We start from the raw sequence: 17,335 nt of genomic DNA, 5'->3' as shown, positions 1-17,335 counted from the left end.
TCAGGGCAGAAAGCGCCGCGCGGCGAGGTACGCGAGCTGCGCGCGATTCTGCACGTTGAAGAGTTTTTCTAGCGAACGGATGTGGTGGCCGACCTTGTGCAGCGACGTGCGCAGCGCGCTCGCGATCTCCTGGTCGGACAGCCCGTGCACGAGACGGTCGAGCACCTGCTGCTGCTCGTCGCCGAGCGCGAAGCCGCGCATGCGCGCGATGCGCGCCTCGAGGAACGGCAGCGCGACGCGATGCACGGCGAGGCTCACGGCCAGCGCGCCGCCGATCACGCGATCGTCGATCCATTCGGTGCCGTGCGTCTCGGACGTCACGTTCACCGCGACGCGCAGGTCGAGGCGCGGCGCCGACAGGCTGAAGATCACGCCGCTGTTCATCGCGTGCGCGCGCAGATGGCCGGCGAGCGCCAGCACCTTGCGGTCGCCGCTGCCCTGCGCGGCCGACTCGATCTCGTCGAGCCGCCACGCGACCGGAAAGCCGCTCTGCCGCACCTGCGCGAACCGCGGGTCGCTCTCGTACAGCATCCCTTCGATAAACGGCTGCATGAAGGTCGCCGGCGCGAGGTCGCGCAGCAGATGCGCGCACAGGATGCGGCGCCCGATCATTTCATAGGCGCCGTAACCGAGCGTACTGAAACCGATTTGCCGCAATCGCGCATGGCATTGCGCGAAATCGGCCGGAGCAAGGTCGGTTTTACCGGGTGCAATTTGAATACCGGTAAAAATATCGCGATCGATTGCCTGATATTCGTTCGAATAAGCGGCGGCGGCCGCTATATCGGCTTGTGAAAACCACTCGACGCGTGGTGCGCCGTCAGCATGTGTCATGAGGAGCCCGCCCTTTCCCAATATGTGAAACTGCGCCCCGTCACGATCTGGTCTTTTCTTTATGATTTTCTGGTCGTCGTTATATGCGTGCGAATATGAACCTTTCGCTGCATTTAGTATTACGGCATATTACGCGCACACCGGCATTTTTTGTACAATGCCCCCGCGTTTCGTCAGGGATGACGATCGGCGCATATCAAAAACTAAGCTCGATCGCACCGCCGCGAATGCCGTACAGATTACGGCCGCCGCCAGGCGATGCGCGTCGATTCCGAGGGATGGCTCATGTCCGATATTGCATTGCAAGAAGAAGCGGTCGCCCCAACCTTTTCCCGCCCGTCGCGCGGGCTGAGCGCATGCGCGGACGCGCTGCGGGAGCGTACCGTGCAGGTCGTCTGGTGCGACGACGCCAAGCGCGGCGAAGTCGCGCAGCCGCACGCGCCGACGCTCGGCGTCGCCGATACGCTCGCGCATGCGCAGAGCACGGCCGAGCGCAACCGGATCGTCACGAGCCTGCTGCACCTGACAGGCTTCTCGACGTTCGCGTACTTCGCGCTCGAATTCGCGCGCGAGCGCGTCGAAAGTCTCTACCTGCACGAAGCGTTCACGCCGGCCACCTATCGCGGCGACTACGTGCGGCACAACCATCACGACGTCGATCCGCGCACGCTCGGCGCGCGCGTGTGCAACATGCCGATCGTGTGGGACCTGCAGCAGTTGCGCCGCGAACACCGCGAGCGCGACACCGGCCCGTGCGTGACGCCGGCCGCGCTCGACGGTTTCCTGCAGACGATGCAGGACGACGGGATGTGCAGCGGCATCATGTATTCGATGGCCGTGCCCGGCACGCGGCTGCATGCGTTCATGAGCTTTACCGCGCCGCGCCGCACGCGCGAATGGATCACGCCGGCGACGATCGAGCAGGCGCTGTCGATCGGGCTGTCGGTGCACAAGTTCGCGTCGCCGCAGCTGATCGCGACGTCGCGCGAGCGTACGGTCAACGGGCTCACGCCGTTCGAGCAGGAACTGCTGCTCGGCATCGCCGAAGGCGCATCCGACAAGGAGATCGGCCGGCGCCTCGACACCAGCGCGCACAACGTCGACTATCACCTGCGCAAACTGCGCAAGCGCTTCGGCGTCGCGAACCGGATCCAGCTCACGTACCTGACGTCGAAGCTCGAGCTGATCTGACGGCAGCGCGGCGCTTCGCGTCACGTGAGCGAGCGTGTATACGCACATGCCGGCCTCAGGGGCCGGCATGTGCGGGTTGCGGCGCGGTGCCGGGTCCGGCGCCGCTTCCTGGCAGACGATCCGCGTTACTTCAGCAGCGTCATCTGCACGACCTTGACGATCACGAGACCGACCGCGATCACCAGATAACCGCGCAGTACGGCCATCCAGATCCGCGTCGCGAGCGTCATGTTCTGCGGCTCGAGCGTGTCGAGCGGCGGCATGCGCCACGTGTCGCGCAGCGAGCGATCGACGCCCGGCTCGACGACGCGCTTGTTGCGGCGGATCAGCACCGTCGCGAGATAACCGGCAATCGCGAGCACGGTGCCGCCCACCAGCACGTCGACGATCGCTTCGCCGCTGATGTCCGGATACATCACCGACGCGGTCAGGATGATCGACAGCAGCACGAGCACCCAGATCACCGCGCCCGTGAACACGTTGAGCTTCGTCGAGTTGACCCAGGGCCCAAGCACCTGGCGGTCGTTGCACAGCACGAGCAGGAACACCGTCGCGCTCGGCAGCAGCACGCCCGCGAGCGTCTGCACGGCTTCGGTCAGCAGGCCGAGCGGGCTGCCCGGGATCAGCACGAGCGTGGCCGCGGCCGCGACGATGCCGAAGTACACGAGATAGAAGCCCTTCGCGTCGGATACGCCGCGATGCAGCGAATGGCGGATCTTGAACACGTCGCCGATCGCATACGCGGTCGACAGCGACACGGCCGCCGCGCCGATGATGCACGCGTCGAGCAGCGCCACCGCGAACAGCGTCGCGCCCGTGCGGCCCGCATACTTCTCGAGGCCCGCGATGATGCCGCCCGCGTCGGTGAAGTTGCCGGCTTCCGGATGGCCGCCGAACAGCGCGGCGCTGAAGCCGATCATCGCGACCGCGCCGACCAGCACGAATGCGATGCCGATCCACAGGTCGACCTTTTCATACTTCATGAAGCGCGGCGTGATGCGCTTGTCGATCACGTAGCTCTGCTGGAAGAACAGCTGCCACGGCGCGACCGTCGTGCCGACGATGCCGATCACGAGCAGCATCACGTCCGACAGCTTCGCGTGCGCGGGCCAGTTCGGCACGAGGAAATCGCGCGTCATCTGCGCGACGGGCGGGTGGATCGACACGAGCACCGGCACCAGCAGCAGGCTCAGCACGCACAGCCCGATCGCAAACCGCTCGAAGCGCCTGAAATCGCCGGTACTCACCGCGGCCATCGTCAGCGCGGCGGCCACGCACACGCCGGCCACCTTCGGCAGCCCGAAGAAATCCAGCACGAACGTGATGCCGATGAACTCGGTGACGATCGTCAGCGCATTGAGCAGGAACAGGTCGATCACGCTGAACGCGCCCCAGAACTTGCCGAAGCGCTCGAAGATCAGGCGTGCATGGCCGACGCCCGTGACCGCGCCGAGGCGCAGCACCATTTCCTGGTTCACGTACAGCACGGGCACGAGCAGCAGCAGCGTCCACAGCAGCGTCGTGCCGTAGTTCTGGCCGGCCTGCGTGTAGGTGCCGAATGCGCCGGCGTCGTTGTCGCCCACCATCACGATAAGGCCCGGGCCGATGATTGCGAGCAGCGTGCGCAGCCGCGCCCACCATGTGCCGCGCGCGGCGGTGTCGTGATGCGCGATCGTGCCGAGCGCGCCGCGGATGTCGCCGACATGGGCTTCGTCGAGCACGGCGCTGCGTTCCGCGACGATCGGTGGAGAGACGTTGGATGGCGTGGACATGATTTATTCCGTACGGCTAATGGTTATCCGATGAGCGTGTGACCTTGGGATGCGTACGCGGGGCCTGCCCGCAGGCAGCCGCGCGTGCGCATGCCGAGGCGCGCTCGGCGCTGCTTCAGCGGATCAACGATTTCAGCTGGTTCAACAGGCGGGAGAACACCCGCGGACGGGCCTCGAGCGTCAGCATCGCGTCGTAGTGATTGCGCGATTCCGTGACGTGCGGAAGGTTCGACAGCAGAAGGCCGAAGTTCATGGTCTGGCTCCGTGCGGCGACGGCAGGCGTGCCGGCCGCGTGGTGGGCGCGGGGCCAGTCCGGGGCCTGAACGACGTGTCAGGCTAGTCGGCCGGAGTGTCCCTGCGACCCGGGTTCAAAAGGGTCGGTGCGTGCAACGGGCATATGGGACAACTGTCACTGTCGTTCACGGCGGCTCCTGTACGGTGTTCCGGGGAACACGGTTGACCGCCGTCCGGCTTGCGGGCCGCCGTTCGCGCGCATGAAAAACGCATACGCGAACGCGGCCGCATACCAGGCGGCGGCATTTCCGGACGGCGCATGCGAAAACGCATCACGCTAACCGGCGCGAATCAGGGTGCACGTAGGGAGTTACTGCGGAATACTGCTGCGCGCACCGTTTGCCTGGGAGACAAACGGCGGCTTCGATGAGGCGCGGACGTCGGTCGCTCAGGCGGAAATTTCGGTCGAAGATCGACTACTGCAGGCGTCCAAGGCGGCGGCCCCAAGAGTGAAGATGCCGAATTCTATGAACCGCCCGAAAGTGAAGTCAACCCCTCCAAACCCCATTTCCCGAAATAAATTTCCCGCCTTGCGGCGCTGAAAGATTTGCCCTTGAAATGACGTACCGAAACCTTTCAGCACCTCACGAAGCGGCCACGCGCCGATGCATTCGAACAACGGCGGGCGCCCCGCAGCGCCCTCTGCTTGCCGAGCGCGTGCCGGCGCGACTCGCATGCCACATGCATCGTCTTTTCTGCGTTTTTTACTTGCACCGCAGCAAAAGTCGCGACTACAATCCGCCCCAATTCATCAAGGGAGTCCCTCCGTGGACACATGCTCTAGTTGCAGTTCGATGCCGGTCCAGGCCGGCCAAGCCATCGCGAGATAGCAGCCAGACGCATGTCTTTCGCCGCTAGCTCGCATTCGCCGGGTTAGCGCGCCTCCCCCCGGGCCGGTCATCGCCGGTTCGTCAGTCGCACGCTCCGTTATGTTCCAACCTCCGATCGCAGGCCGCGTCATGCACCCGCGCTCGATCATGTCGTCCGGCATCCGCCGGACCGGACGGAGGCAGCGTCATGTTCTTTCAATCGTTCGCGGTCAGACTCAAGCACATCGTGCACGTCGCGTGCGACCGCTCGTTCGTTGCCGGCCTCTCGCCGCTCGCCCACGCGCTCGGCAACTGGCGCGGCGCGGCACTCGCCCACATGCCGGCGGCACCGCGCCCGCTCGACTGCGTACTGGTCGCCGCAATGGCGGCCGCGGTCGCGCTCGCCGCGCTGCTTTGCTCGGCTGCCTCGCGCCTCGGCTTCGCGCAAGTGTGGCGCGTCGGCGGCTGGCTGCCGTAAGCCCTCGACGCGCGGGGGCGCCACGCGCCCTGCGCCGCCGCGCGACTGCCTCGCCACGCGTCCCGCATCACGTATTCTTTTCTTCAGTCTAACTAATCAAATCGCCAACGGAATCCGCATGAAGAACCATCTCGAACCCGTTCCGCGCAAGCCGCGCGTCAATGCGCTCGCCGCGCTGCTGCTGTCGTTCGCCGCCGCGCCCGCGCTCGCGCAATCGTCGCCGCCGGCCGCGGCCGAACCGGCGGCCGGCGCGAGCGACGCCGCCGCGCCCGCACAACAGGCCGCCGATGCTGCCGCGCCCGCTCCCACCGGCCTGTGGGAGCGCTCGAACCTGCTCGGCAACATGGGCGGCCTGCGCGACCTGCTCGGCGATCACGGCGTCACGCTGAGCCTGCAGGAAACCAGCGAGTACCTGTACAACACGTCCGGCGGCACGAAGCGCGGCGGCGCCTACCAGGGGCTCACGCAATTCGGCTTCAACGTCGACACCGGCAAGGCGATCGGCCTGCCGGGCGGCACGTTCAACGTGTCGGCGCTGCAGATCCACGGCACCAACGCCACGCAGCGCTACCTGCAGACGCTGCAGACCGCGACCGGCATCGAGGCGAATTCGACCACGCGCCTGTGGGAGCTCTGGTACCAGCAGTCGTTGCTCGACGGCAAGGTCGACGTGAAGGTCGGCCAGCAGAGCGTCGACCAGGAGTTCATGGTGAGCCAGAACGCGGCGACGTTCATGAACGCCACGTTCGGCTGGCCCGTGCTGCCTTCCACCGACCTGCCGTCCGGCGGCCCCGCGTATCCGCTGTCGTCGCTCGGCGTGCGGCTGCGCGTGAAGCCGGCCGACGCATGGACCGCGATGGTCGGCGTATTCGACGGCAACCCGGCCGGCCGCACCGACGGCGACGCGCAGGTGCTGAACGCGCACGGCACCAACTTCAACCTGCGCAGCGGCGCGTTCGTGATCGGCGAAGTGCAGTACGCGCTGAACGCGCCGCCGGCCGACCCGAAGGCGCCGCAACCGGCCGGCCTGCCGGGCACCTACAAGCTCGGCTTCTGGTATCAGTCGCAGCATGCGAACGATCCGCGCTACGGCACCGACGGCCTGTCGCTCGCGAATCCGGCGAGCAACGGCATTCCCGCCACGCATCGCGGCAACTACGGGTTCTATGCAGTCGCGGACCAGATGGTCTGGCGGCCGTCGGACGACAGCCCGCGCTCGGTCGGCGTGTTCGCGCGCGTGATGGGCGCGCCGGGCGATCGCAATATCGTCGATTTCGCCGCCAATGCAGGCGTGACGCTGAAGGCGCCGTTCAAGGGGCGCGACAACGACGTCGCGGGCATCGCGGTGGGCTACGCGAAGATCGGCTCGCATGCGCGCGGCCTGGATGGCGACACCGGCACCTACACGACGCCCGGCTATCCGGTGCGCCGGGCGGAGACGGTCATCGAGGCGACCTACCAGTACCAGGTCGCGCCGTGGTGGCAACTGCAGGCCGACTTGCAGCACTTCTTCCGTCCGGGCGGCGGCATCCCGAACCCGAACGCGGCAGGTGCGCGCATCGGCGACGAAACGGTGGTCGGCGTGCGCACGACGATCACGTTCTGACGCAAGCCACATACGAAAGCGGAAACGAAAACGGGCCGGACGGCCGCTTGCGCGACAGTCCGGCCCGTGCGTTCGTTTGCAGCGCGCGGTGCGCCGCCGTGCGTCACTCGCCGTGCATCACTCCCCATACAGCCCGAGCAGTTTCAGCGTGACGCCGTTGGTCCAGCCGAAGCCGTCCTGCAGCGGATATTCGCCGCCACCGCCGCCGCCCGTGCCCGCGCCTTCGACCACGTACTTCTCGACCAGCTTGCCTTCGGTTGCATACACATGCTTCACGTCGGACAGGAAACGCGTGCCAATGTCCTTCGCGAGCGCCGGTTCGCCATAACGACGCAGCCCGTCGATCGCGATCCACTGCAGCGGCGCCCAGCCGTTCGGCGCGTCCCACTGCTGGCCGGTATTCTCGGTTGTCGTCGCGAGGCCGCCCGGTTTCAGCAGCGTCTTGCGCACCTCGCGCGCGGTCGCCTTCGCGCGCTCGGGCCATGCGACGCCCGCGAACAACGGATACAGCGTGGCCGCCGTCACGCCGTCGCGCGGCTTGCGCAACTGCCAGTCGTAATCGCCGTAATAGCCGCGACGGTTCCACAAATAGTGGTTGATCGCGGCCGCGCGCCGCGCCGCGCGCCCCGCGAAATCGGTCACGCACGCGACGTCGCGCGTCACCGTGCAACCCTTCACGATCGTCGTCTCGAGGTGGAACATCAGGCTGTTCAGGTCGACCGGCACGATCGACGTCGTGCGGATCGTCGCGAGCGTCTTGCCGTCGCCGAACCAGCGCGAGCTGTAGTCCCAGCCGCTTTCCGCGCCTGCGCGCAGGTCGCGGTACACGTCGTTCGCAGGACGGCCGGGCGCCGACTTCGCGGTCGTCACGTCCTCGAGATAGGACTCGTCGCGCGGCGTGTCCCTCGCATCCCAGTAGCGGTTCAGCACCGCGCCGTCGGGCATCGCGACCACGTTGCGCGCGGCCTGCCCGCGCGGCGTCGTGGTTTCGCCCTGCATCCAGTACGCATGCTCCTTGCGCAGTTGGGGCAGGTATTTCTGGTAGACCTTGTCGCCTTCGGCCTGCGCCGCGAGCGTGACCATGTACGCGAAGAACGGCGGCTGCGAACGGCTCACGTAGTACGTGCGGTTGCCGTTCGGGATGTGCCCGATCGTGTCGATCAGGTGCGCGAAGTTGTCGAGCATGTCGTCGACGAGATCCTCGCGCCCCGACACCTGCAGCCCGAGCATCGTGAAATAGGTATCCCAGTAGTAGCCTTCGCGGAAGCGGCCGCCCGGCACGACGTACGGCTTCGGCAGCGGAATCAGCGAACTGTACTGCGGCACCGTTACGCTGGTGCGCGTGAGCTGCGGCCACAGCCAGTCGATGTGCTGGCGCAGCGTCTGGTTCGGCGGCGGCGTCACGCCGCCTTCCGGGGGCGGCGTGAAGTGCTGGCCGACGAACGCCTTCAGCGAGAAGCCCGGCTGCGATTTCTGTTGCTGATACAACTGCACGATCGTCGCGGGATCGGTATCGGGCGTCGCGTCGACGAAGGTCTTCTGGTCGGGATAGATCTGTGCGGTCTGCACCGCGACGAACAGGTCGCCGTAGAGCTGGCTCGGCGGCGGCGGCAGCGTGCCCGATGCGGGGCCGGCAATCGCGGCCGCGGCCGGCACGGCCGACTGGCTGGCTGCCTGAGCGGCGGCCTGGTTCGCATTGTCGGCCTGCGCGGCGCAGCCGGCGACGGCGAGATATGCAACGGCCAGTGCGGCGGCCCAGCGAAGACGCGGCGCGGGCAGTGCGAGATGCGGTGCGTGATGACGCGGGAAGCGAGATGCAATCGATGCGGCACGACGTGACGTCATGGCGTGTCCCCTCCTTTCGATGGTGAGTGGCTCGGCACGAGGTCTCGTTCGCGCGCGCGCTCGTCTCGATGGCCGTCGATCGATGCGCGTCGTGTTGTGTTGCGAGTGGGTCCGACTGTCGCATGAAACGCGCACCGCACGCAAGTTTCGCGGTCGCTGCGACCGGGCGATGTCATGTGTCGTGTCATGCGCCGCGGTCGTCTCTTCTTTCGCGCGCGGGAACAGGAACGACTGTTGCAACATGCGGAACAACCGGTGTCGCGCGTGACGCAACGACCACATTGTGGGCATAATGGCGTCTTTACCGCGCGCCCAGCCCATGTCGCCCGTCTTTCTAGCACCGCTCATCGTTGCCTGTGCGTTGTTCATGGAAAGCGTCGACGCGAACATCATCGTCACCGCACTGCCCGCGATGGCGAGGGACTTCGGGCACAACCCCGTCACGCTGAACATCGCGATCACGGCCTACGTGGTCGGGCTCGGCGTGTTCATCCCGATCTGCGGCTGGCTCGCCGACCGCTTCGGCGCGCGCTCCGTCTTCCGCACCGCGATCGGCATCTTCGTCGTCGGCTCGCTGATGTGCGCGGCCTCCAATTCCCTCGGCGTGCTCACGTTCGCGCGCTTCATACAAGGTGTCGGCGGCGCGATGATGGTGCCCGTCGGCCGCATCATCATCTTCCGCGCGGTGCCGCGCTCGGATCTCGTGCGCGCGATGAACTATCTCGCGATTCCCGCGCTGTTCGGGCCCACGGTCGGGCCGCTCGTCGGCGGCTTCATCACGACCTACCTGCACTGGCGGATGATCTTCTTCATCAACGTGCCGATCGGCATCTACGGGATCTATCTCGCGAGCAAGCACATCGCGAACACGCACGAGCCCGATCCGGGCCCGCTCGACTGGTTCGGCTTCCTGCTGTCGGCAAGCGGCGCCGCGTCGCTGCTGATGGGCCTCACGCTGCTCGACGGCTCGCTCACCTCGCGCTCGAACGCGATCGTCATGTGCGTGGCGGGCATCGCACTGCTCGCGCTCTACGTGCCGTACGCGCGCCGCAAGGAGCGCCCGGTGCTCGATCTCAGCTTCCTGAAGATCCCGACCTACCATGCGAGCGTCGTAGGCGGGTCGCTGTTCCGCATCGGCCTCGGTGCGGTGCCGTTCCTGCTGCCGCTCGCGCTGCAGGAAGGGCTCGGCATGAGCGCGTTCCATTCGGGGCTCATCACGTGCGCGTCCGCGCTCGGCGGCGCGATGAGCCGCTCGACGGCCACGCATACGCTGCGCCGCTTCGGCTTTCGCACGGTGCTGATCTACAACGCGGCATTCGCGGGGCTCGCAATCGCCGCCTACGGCGTGTTCCATCCCGGCATGGCAACCTGGGCGATCTGGCTGATCGTGCTCGTCGGCGGCATCTTCCCCGCGCTGCAGTTCACGAGCCTGAACTCGATGATCTACGCGGACATCTCGCCGCGCGACGCGGGCCGCGCCACGAGCCTCGGCAGCGTGGTGCAGCAGATGTCGCTCGGGCTCGGCGTGACGGTGGCCGGCATCGTGCTGCACGTGTCCCACTGGCTGCAGGGCCACCAGACGATGGTGTGGTCGGATTTCTGGCCGGCGTTCGTCGTGGTCGGGCTGTGCTCGTTCGCATCGATTCCGATCACGCGGCGGCTGCCGCCCGGCGCCGGCGACGAAGTCGCGCGCGGCAAGCGGCAATAAGCGGGAAGCACTTCGGTTCGCCGCGTTGCGGCGCGGCAAGTCACGACGACCTGTTCCGCGCGTGCGGCCTGGGGAAACGCGCGCCGCGGCATCACACGTCGCGCGGCAGCCTGCGAAAAACCGGAAAAACAAAAAAATCAGCGGACATCCACACGGGGCCGGTGCTCAGCCGCATGGATGTCCGCTCAGGGCTCCGGGTCTCCCGATGGGGGTTGAGAATCCCGGATTCGCTTCCTGCGTGCCATGGACGTATGTGCGTCGGAAGCGGAATCGTTGCGCGCACTTGTCGTCGCGCCATGTCCTGCACTATAGGGAAACTTGCGAAACGCATCTGTCAAGCATTGTCAGATGCGTTGCATCGGTGCGTCGCACGCGCGCGCCGCTTTCGCGCTAAAGTGATCGCCGACCGCCACCACCGCCGCCATCCCGATGCTTACGCTCTCGCCCGCCGCCGCCCGCGCGCTGCATCTCGCCGCACAGGGCCTGCTGACGCCGCCCCGCCGCAAGGCGACCAAGGCCGACGTGCTCGACACGATCCGCCGGATGGCGCAGTTGCAGATCGATACGATCCACGTCGTCGCGCGCAGCCCGTATCTCGTGCTGTTCAGCCGTCTCGGCGATTTCTCGCCGCAGTGGCTCGACGAGCATCTCGCCGAAGCCCGCCTGTTCGAATACTGGTCGCACGAAGCGTGCTTCCTGCCGGTCGAGCAGTTCGGCCTGATGCGCTACAAGATGCTCGATCCGTCGGGGATGGGCTGGAAATACGCGGCCGAGTGGCACGCGCAGAATCGCGACGAGATCGAGCGGTTGCTCGCGCGGATTCGCGACGAAGGCCCGGTGCGATCGGCGGACTTCGTTCGCGAGGATGGCGCGAAAGGCAACGGCTGGTGGGACCGCAAGCCCGAGAAGCGTCACCTGGAAGTGCTGTTCACGACGGGCGACCTGATGGTGTCGGAGCGCCGCAATTTCCAGCGCGTGTACGACGTGCGCGAGCGCGTGCTGCCCGGCTGGGACGACACGCGCGACCTGCCGCCGCGCGACGCCGTGCTGCCCGCGCTGCTCGACTACACGTGCCGCGCGCTCGGCGTCGTGCGCGCGGACTGGGTGGCCGACTATTACCGGCTGCCGCGCCGTTCGTACCGCGCGGAGCTGGAGCGGCTCGCGGACGCGGGCGACCTGATTCCGGTGCAGATCGACGACTGGAACGAGCCTGCCTACGTGCACCGCTCGCTCGACGCATTGCTGCCGGCCGCCGCGGCCGACGCGCTGCGCTCGACGGTCACGACGCTGCTGTCGCCGTTCGATCCCGTCGTATGGGACCGGCGGCGCGCATCGACGCTGTTCGGTTTCGACTACACGATCGAGTGCTATACGCCCGAGCACAAGCGGCGCTACGGCTATTTCTGCCTGCCCGTGCTGCATCGCGGCCGGCTGGTCGGCCGCGTCGACGCGAAAGCGCATCGCACGCTCGGCACGTTCGAACTGAAGGCCGTGCATGTCGAGCCGGGCGTGCGGTTCGGCACGGGGCTCGCGGCCGACGTCGCGAAGGCCGTGAAGAAGCTCGCGGCGTGGCACGGCACGCCGGAGGTCACGGTCAGGCATGCGCCGCCGGCCCTCGTGCAGGCATTCGCGCAAACCTGACGCCGCATGCCGCCGGCGCACTAGCCGAGCATGTGCATGCCTGCGTCGATATAGTGCGTGCCGCCCGTGATCGCCCGTGCGCCGTCGCTCGCAAGGAACGCGCAGAACGCGCCGACGTCGTCGATGTCCAGCACGTGATGCAGCGGCGCCCGGCGTGCGGTGTCGTCGAGCAGCCGGTCGAAGTCCGGCAGGCCCGACGCCGCGCGCGTCGGCAGCGCGCCCGGCGAAATCGCGTTGACGCGAATGCCCGTGCCGCCGAGTTCGGCCGCCAGGTACCGCACGCTCGATTCGAGCGCGGCCTTGACCGGCCCCATCACCCCGTAGTTCGCGACGACCTGCTCCGCGCCGAGATAGCTCATCGCCATCAGGCTCCCGCCTCGCGCCATCAGCGGCTCGGCGAGCCTCGCCATCCGGATGAACGAATGGCACGAGATATCCATCGCCAACGAGAAGCCTTCCGGCGAACTGTCGACCACGCGGCCTTGAAGATCGGCCTTCGATGCATACGCAACCGAATGCAGCACGAAGTCGATCGCGCCCCATTGCTCCGCGATCGCGTCGAACACCGCCGCCATCTGGTCGGGCCGCCCGACGTCGAGCGGCATCCGGATCGGCGCGTCGAGTTGCGCGAACAGCGGCTCGACGTGCGGCAAGGTCTTCTCCGACTGCCAGGTCACCGCGAGCGTGGCCCCCGCCCGGCAAAACGCACGCGCGCATCCCCACGCGATGCTCTGCTCGTTCGCGATGCCGACGACGAGCCCCCGCTTGTATCGCAACGTCATGCCGCCCCCCGTGTCGATCCGCGCCGGACTAGCGCGGCGCCGCGATCCAGCGCGCGATGTCCGGCCACACCGTCTTCAGCGTGCGCGACCCCATGAACAGGCCGATATGGCCGCCCGGCACGAGCCGGCTCTCGATCCGCGACGCGGGCGTCCCGAGCCGGTCGCGCGCGCCGAACACCTGCTCCGGCGTCGTGATGTCGTCGGCCTCGCCGGCAAGCAGATAGGCCGGGCACGCGACGTCCTTCAGGTCGAGCGTGCGCCCGAGCGCGACGAACGTGCCCTTCGCGAGCCGGTTCTCCTTGAAGATCTGCACGATCGCCTGCAGGTACCAGCGTCCCGGCAGGTCGATCGGGCTTTCGTACCAGTTCGCGAACACCTCGCGCTTGCGCAGGTATTCGGGATCGTCGAGATGCTCGTACAGGTCGACGTGCTCGGCAAGATAGTGCTGGTCGGGATGCATGTTCTTCCAGCCGCGCAGCATGAAGCGCCCGCGCATCAGGCCGCCGCCCATCGCAACGAGTTCCTCGTAGAACGACGTCGGATACATGTGCACCATCCGCTTGATCGGGCCGTCGCCCGCGTCGGTGTCGATCGGCGAGCCCGCCAGCACGAGGCTCGCGACCTTGTGCGGGAAACGTGCCGCATACATCGCGGACATCCAGCCGCCCTGGCACAGCCCGACGAGATTCACGCGGCCGCCGAGTTCGTCGACGCACACGTTCAGCTCGGCCAGGTACTGGTCGATCTCGAGATCCTTCATGTCCTCGGTGGCCGAGCGCCAGTCGGTCAGGTACAGGCGCGTCACGCCGTGCTCGCGCAGCGTCTGCATCAGGCTCTGCCCCGGCTGGTAGTCGGCGATCATCGCGCTGTGCCCCGCGTACGGCGCATCGACGATCGTCGGCAGCCCGTGCGCCGGCGCGGCCGAATAATCGCGAAGCGTCATCGTCCGCAGTTCCAGCAACGGCCGGTTCGCCGATGCCAGCGCCGGATGCACTTCGAAATGCAGCTTCTCCTCTTCCGCGAGGAAACGGAGATTGCGCGCGGCGATCTCGGAGCCGGCCGCGAACATCGCCGTGGCGGCGGCCATCGGCCAGAACATCGGCAGCGCGGGGGCGCTGACGGCGGGGGAAGACGTGTCGCGTGCTGTCATCGAAGGTTTCACCGGGTCGAATACGGCGTGGAAGGGATCGCGTCGTCCAGCACGCGGCGCGTGTGCCGCGCGATCATCAGGTTCTCGTCGGTCGGGATCACGCGCACCGTCACGCGCGACGCGTCGCTCGAAATCACCGGCAGGCCGGCGGCGTTCGCCGCGTCGTCGAGCGCGATGCCGAGCCACGCCGCGCGGCTGCAGATCCGTTCACGCACGCGCGGCGCGTGCTCGCCGATGCCCGCCGTGAACACGAGCGTGTCGAGACCGCCGAGCACGCCGGCCAGCGCGGCGAGTTCGCGAGCCGCGCGGTACGCGAACAGCTCGACCGCGTGCGCGGCCGACGGTGCGTCGCTCGCGAGCAGCGTGCGCATGTCGCTCGACATCCCCGACACGCCGAGCAAGCCCGATTCCTCGTAGATCAGATGCTCGACCTCGTCGAGCGAGCGGCCCTCGTGACGCTGCAGGTACAGGATCACGCCCGGGTCCAGCGCGCCCGTGCGCGTGCCCATCGGCAACCCGTCCACGGCCGTGAACCCCATCGTCGTCGCCACGCTGCGGCCGTTCGCGAGCGCGCACAGGCTCGCGCCGTTGCCGAGGTGCGCGACGACGGTCCGGCGCTGCGCCCAAGACGGATCGAGTCCCGCGAGTGCAGTCGCGATGTATTCGTACGAGAGCCCGTGGAAACCGTAGCGCACGATCCCCTGTTCGGTCAGCGCGCGCGGCAACGCAAACTCCCGTTCGAGCGCCGGCATCGTCGAATGGAACGCCGTGTCGAAACACGCGACCTGCGGCAGGTTCGGCGCGACCGCGGCGACCGCGCGGATCGCGTCGACGTGATGCGGCTGGTGCAGCGGCGCGAGCGGCGAAAGCGACGCTATTGCATCGAGCACGCGCGTGTCGATCCGCACCGGCGCGGTGAAATACGGGCCGCCGTGCACGACCCGGTGCCCGACGCCGTCGAACGCCGCCTCCCGCCCGACGTGAGCCGAGAACCACGCGTGCAGCGCTTCGATCGCGCCTTGGTGCCCCGGTCGCGCGACGGGGCTGTCGGCGAGCGTCGCGCCGTGCGCGTCGGCCACGAACAGATGCGGGGTGCCGTGCAGGTTCTCGACCTGCCCGTGCAAGCCCGCGTCGAGCGAACGATCCTCGCGCGTGTCGTAGACCGAGAACTTGAGGCTCGATGAGCCGGCATTGAGTACCAGCACCGGATATCGCATCGCGGCCCCGTCAGTGTGCGTCGGCCGCAACGGCCGGCGCAGCTACGGATGCCACCGTGGCACGCGCCGCCTCCGCGACGAGCGCCGCGACCGCGCAGCTCGCGAGACGCGTGCGTTCGCTGTCGGCGCGACTCGTCAGGATCACCGGCACGCGCGCGCCGAGCACGATGCCGGCCGCATCGGCGTTCGCCAGGAACGTCAGCTCCTTCGCGAGCATGTTGCCCGCCTCGAGGTCGGGCGCGAGGAGAATGTCCGCATCGCCCGCGACCGCGGAACCGAGATGCTTGAGCCGCGCGGCTTCGGGGCTGATCGCGTTGTCGAGCGCGAGCGGCCCGTCGAGCAGCGCGCCGGCGATCTGGCCGCGCTCGGCCATCTTGCACAGCGCGGCCGCGTCGAGCGTCGACGGCAGCTTCGAGCTGACCGTCTCGATCGCCGACAGGATCGCGACCTTCGGCCGGGCGATGCCGAGCGCGTGCGCGAGATCGATCGCGTTCTGCGCGATGTCGGCCTTCTGCTCGAGCGTCGGACGGATATTGACCGCCGCGTCGGTAATGAACAACGGCTTGTGGTAAGTCGGCACGTCCATGATGAACACGTGGCTCAGGCGCCGCCCGGTGCGCAGCCCCGTATCGGCGCGCACCACTTCCTCCAGCAACTCGTCGGTATGCAGGCTGCCTTTCATCAGCGCCTGCGCGTCGCCCGAGCGCACCAGCTCGACGGCGCGCGCGGCCGACGCGTGACTGTGCGGCGCATCGACGAGCCGATAACCGGACAGGTCGACGCCGAGCGTCGCGGCAAGTGCGGTGATGCGCGCCACCGGGCCGACCAGCACGGGCACGACGACGCCGGCCCGAGCGGCGGCGACGGCCGCGTGCAGCGATACCTCGTCGCAAGGATGCGCGACCGCGACCGTCACCGGGCGTAATGCGCGGCAACGTGCAATCAGCGCGTCGTACTTCTGGTGCTGGCGGAAATCGGTCATCGAATACCCCTTCGCGAGGATCACGTGAACGGATTCTGGTGCGGGACCGGGCGAAATCGTTTGACGCTCGTCAATCGTTTCAGGTGAAGTCCCGATAGCATGAATCCACACGATGACATTCGGATGGCCGCGACGCCCACTCTGCCATGCACATACGCGAAATCCGCTCGAAGATCGCCAGTACGTCGTCCACGCGTACGATCACCAAGGCGATGGAAATGATGGCGCGCACCAAGATGGCGAGCGCGCAGCGGCGCGCGCGCGAGTTCCGCCCGTATGCGGCGCGCATCGGGGCGATGGCCGAACGCGTGCTGCGCGACCGGCCCGACCACGTGTCGGCGCTGATGGCGCGACGCGATCCCGTGCGCCGCATCGGCCTGATCGTCGTCAGCACCGATCGCGGGCTGTGCGGCCCGCTCAATGCGCGGCTGCTCGTCGCATGCGTGGATGCGCTCGAACGCTGGGACCAGGCCGGCGTCACCTGCGAACTGAGCGTGATCGGCGCGCGCGGCATCGCGCCGCTGATGCGCCACGGCGCGACCATCGCGGCGCGTGCGAGCGGCCTGGCCGCCGAGCCGCACTTCGACCAGTTGCTCGGTGCGCTGCTCGTGCCGCTGACCGCGTTCGTCAACGGCGAGCTCGACGAAGTGCACGTCGCCTACAACCGGCTGACGAGCCCGCTCGCGTATGAGCCGCGCATCGATGCGATGCTGCCGGTCGCGGGGCTCGACACCGGCGCGCCGGCCGTTGCCGCGGAAGCATCCGACTATCTTTACGAGCCCGCGCCCAAACCGGTCGTGGACACGTTGCTGCTGCGCTACGTCGAGGCAATGCTCTATCAGGCCGTCGTCGAGAACTACGCGTGCGAGCAATGCGCGCGGATGTTCAGCATGCAGACCGCGACGGACAACGCCGATCGCGTGCTGCGCGAACTGCGGCACCTGTACCAGAAGACGCGACAGGCGCAGATCACCACCGAGCTGTGCGAAATCGTCGCCGGCGCGGCGGCGGTCTGAAGGGGGCACG

At 67.7% G+C, this 17,335-nt stretch carries 14 protein-coding genes; 6 read left to right on the top strand and 8 right to left on the bottom strand.

The window, feature by feature from the left end:
• On the bottom strand, positions 1-834 hold the full coding sequence (locus GD429_RS10635) for a helix-turn-helix transcriptional regulator (RefSeq protein WP_152856899.1): 834 nt from the start codon (positions 832-834) through the stop codon (positions 1-3).
• 285 nt (positions 835-1,119) lie between these two features.
• Here GD429_RS10635 and GD429_RS10630 point away from each other — a divergent pair, with 285 nt between their 5' ends.
• A complete protein-coding gene (locus tag GD429_RS10630; protein WP_152856898.1) occupies positions 1,120-2,025 on the top strand; it encodes a helix-turn-helix transcriptional regulator in 906 nt (301 codons plus the stop codon).
• A 125-nt stretch (positions 2,026-2,150) separates the two neighbouring features.
• Here GD429_RS10630 and GD429_RS10625 read toward each other — a convergent pair whose 3' ends face one another.
• Both GD429_RS10625 and GD429_RS40400 read right to left on the bottom strand, forming a co-directional pair.
• Entirely contained in the window at positions 2,151-3,797 is a 1,647-nt protein-coding gene (locus GD429_RS10625) for an Nramp family divalent metal transporter (protein ID WP_152856897.1), read from the bottom strand.
• A 115-nt stretch (positions 3,798-3,912) separates the two neighbouring features.
• Positions 3,913-4,050: a hypothetical protein gene (locus GD429_RS40400; protein ID WP_193727094.1), complete on the bottom strand. Its 138-nt coding sequence runs from the start codon at positions 4,048-4,050 to the stop codon at positions 3,913-3,915.
• 1,058 nt (positions 4,051-5,108) lie between these two features.
• On the opposite strand from GD429_RS40400, the gene GD429_RS10615 reads away from it, so the two are divergent.
• Positions 5,109-5,378 (top strand): hypothetical protein, encoded by a 270-nt coding sequence (locus GD429_RS10615; RefSeq protein WP_152856895.1) that lies wholly within the window; start codon positions 5,109-5,111, stop codon positions 5,376-5,378.
• Between the two features lie 118 nt (positions 5,379-5,496).
• Entirely contained in the window at positions 5,497-6,984 is a 1,488-nt protein-coding gene (locus GD429_RS10610; protein ID WP_152856894.1) for a carbohydrate porin, read from the top strand.
• Between the two features lie 117 nt (positions 6,985-7,101).
• Here the strand turns inward: GD429_RS10610 and treA are convergent, their stop codons facing one another.
• Positions 7,102-8,829 (bottom strand): alpha,alpha-trehalase TreA, encoded by a 1,728-nt coding sequence (gene treA, locus GD429_RS10605; protein WP_152856893.1) that lies wholly within the window; start codon positions 8,827-8,829, stop codon positions 7,102-7,104.
• Between the two features lie 319 nt (positions 8,830-9,148).
• Here treA and GD429_RS10600 point away from each other — a divergent pair, with 319 nt between their 5' ends.
• Together GD429_RS10600 and GD429_RS10595 are read left to right on the top strand one after the other, a co-directional pair.
• Positions 9,149-10,537, top strand: coding sequence for an MFS transporter (locus GD429_RS10600; protein WP_152856892.1), 1,389 nt, complete (start codon positions 9,149-9,151; stop codon positions 10,535-10,537).
• Between the two features lie 429 nt (positions 10,538-10,966).
• Positions 10,967-12,178 carry a winged helix-turn-helix domain-containing protein gene (locus GD429_RS10595; protein ID WP_152856891.1) on the top strand — a complete coding sequence of 404 codons (1,212 nt, stop codon included), beginning with the start codon at positions 10,967-10,969 and terminating at the stop codon, positions 12,176-12,178.
• A 20-nt stretch (positions 12,179-12,198) separates the two neighbouring features.
• Here the strand turns inward: GD429_RS10595 and fabI are convergent, their stop codons facing one another.
• From fabI to GD429_RS10575, 4 genes are read right to left on the bottom strand one after another with little or no spacing between them, the layout of a single operon-like run.
• Complete coding sequence (gene fabI / locus GD429_RS10590; RefSeq protein ID WP_152856890.1) at positions 12,199-12,960, bottom strand: enoyl-ACP reductase FabI; 762 nt, start codon at positions 12,958-12,960, stop codon at positions 12,199-12,201.
• 28 nt (positions 12,961-12,988) lie between these two features.
• A complete protein-coding gene (locus GD429_RS10585) occupies positions 12,989-14,110 on the bottom strand; it encodes an alpha/beta fold hydrolase (protein ID WP_152856889.1) in 1,122 nt (373 codons plus the stop codon).
• 8 nt (positions 14,111-14,118) lie between these two features.
• The gene (locus GD429_RS10580; protein WP_152856888.1) at positions 14,119-15,327 is read right to left on the bottom strand and encodes an acetate/propionate family kinase; all 1,209 of its coding nucleotides are present in this window, start codon (positions 15,325-15,327) and stop codon (positions 14,119-14,121) included.
• 10 nt (positions 15,328-15,337) lie between these two features.
• Positions 15,338-16,309, bottom strand: coding sequence for a phosphate acetyltransferase (locus GD429_RS10575; RefSeq protein ID WP_152856887.1), 972 nt, complete (start codon positions 16,307-16,309; stop codon positions 15,338-15,340).
• A gap of 146 nt (positions 16,310-16,455) precedes the next feature.
• Here GD429_RS10575 and atpG point away from each other — a divergent pair, with 146 nt between their 5' ends.
• On the top strand, positions 16,456-17,325 hold the full coding sequence (atpG, locus tag GD429_RS10570) for an ATP synthase F1 subunit gamma (RefSeq protein WP_152856886.1): 870 nt from the start codon (positions 16,456-16,458) through the stop codon (positions 17,323-17,325).
• Positions 17,326-17,335: the final 10 nt, after the last annotated feature.

Source organism: Burkholderia sp. BE17 (assembly GCF_009362305.1).
Lineage (GTDB): Bacteria > Pseudomonadota > Gammaproteobacteria > Burkholderiales > Burkholderiaceae > Burkholderia > Burkholderia pyrrocinia_C.
The sequence above is the reverse complement of the archived record's forward strand: the minus strand, read 5'-3'. Positions and strand labels throughout refer to the sequence as shown.

Bases quoted from the DNA above. Each gene is read 5' to 3' on its own strand.
- GD429_RS10595 (WP_152856891.1), top strand. From the start codon at position 10,967: ATGCTTACGCTCTCGCCCGCCGCCGCCCGCGCGCTGCATCTCGCCGCA.
- fabI (WP_152856890.1), bottom strand. From the start codon at position 12,960: ATGACGTTGCGATACAAGCGGGGGCTCGTCGTCGGCATCGCGAACGAG.
- GD429_RS10600 (WP_152856892.1), top strand. From the start codon at position 9,149: ATGTCGCCCGTCTTTCTAGCACCGCTCATCGTTGCCTGTGCGTTGTTC.
- GD429_RS10615 (WP_152856895.1), top strand. From the start codon at position 5,109: ATGTTCTTTCAATCGTTCGCGGTCAGACTCAAGCACATCGTGCACGTC.
- GD429_RS10635 (WP_152856899.1), bottom strand. From the start codon at position 834: ATGACACATGCTGACGGCGCACCACGCGTCGAGTGGTTTTCACAAGCC.
- GD429_RS10610 (WP_152856894.1), top strand. From the start codon at position 5,497: ATGAAGAACCATCTCGAACCCGTTCCGCGCAAGCCGCGCGTCAATGCG.
- GD429_RS10630 (WP_152856898.1), top strand. From the start codon at position 1,120: ATGTCCGATATTGCATTGCAAGAAGAAGCGGTCGCCCCAACCTTTTCC.
- GD429_RS10580 (WP_152856888.1), bottom strand. From the start codon at position 15,327: ATGCGATATCCGGTGCTGGTACTCAATGCCGGCTCATCGAGCCTCAAG.
- GD429_RS40400 (WP_193727094.1), bottom strand. From the start codon at position 4,050: ATGAACTTCGGCCTTCTGCTGTCGAACCTTCCGCACGTCACGGAATCG.
- GD429_RS10575 (WP_152856887.1), bottom strand. From the start codon at position 16,309: ATGACCGATTTCCGCCAGCACCAGAAGTACGACGCGCTGATTGCACGT.
- atpG (WP_152856886.1), top strand. From the start codon at position 16,456: ATGCACATACGCGAAATCCGCTCGAAGATCGCCAGTACGTCGTCCACG.
- GD429_RS10585 (WP_152856889.1), bottom strand. From the start codon at position 14,110: ATGACAGCACGCGACACGTCTTCCCCCGCCGTCAGCGCCCCCGCGCTG.
- GD429_RS10625 (WP_152856897.1), bottom strand. From the start codon at position 3,797: ATGTCCACGCCATCCAACGTCTCTCCACCGATCGTCGCGGAACGCAGC.
- treA (WP_152856893.1), bottom strand. From the start codon at position 8,829: ATGACGTCACGTCGTGCCGCATCGATTGCATCTCGCTTCCCGCGTCAT.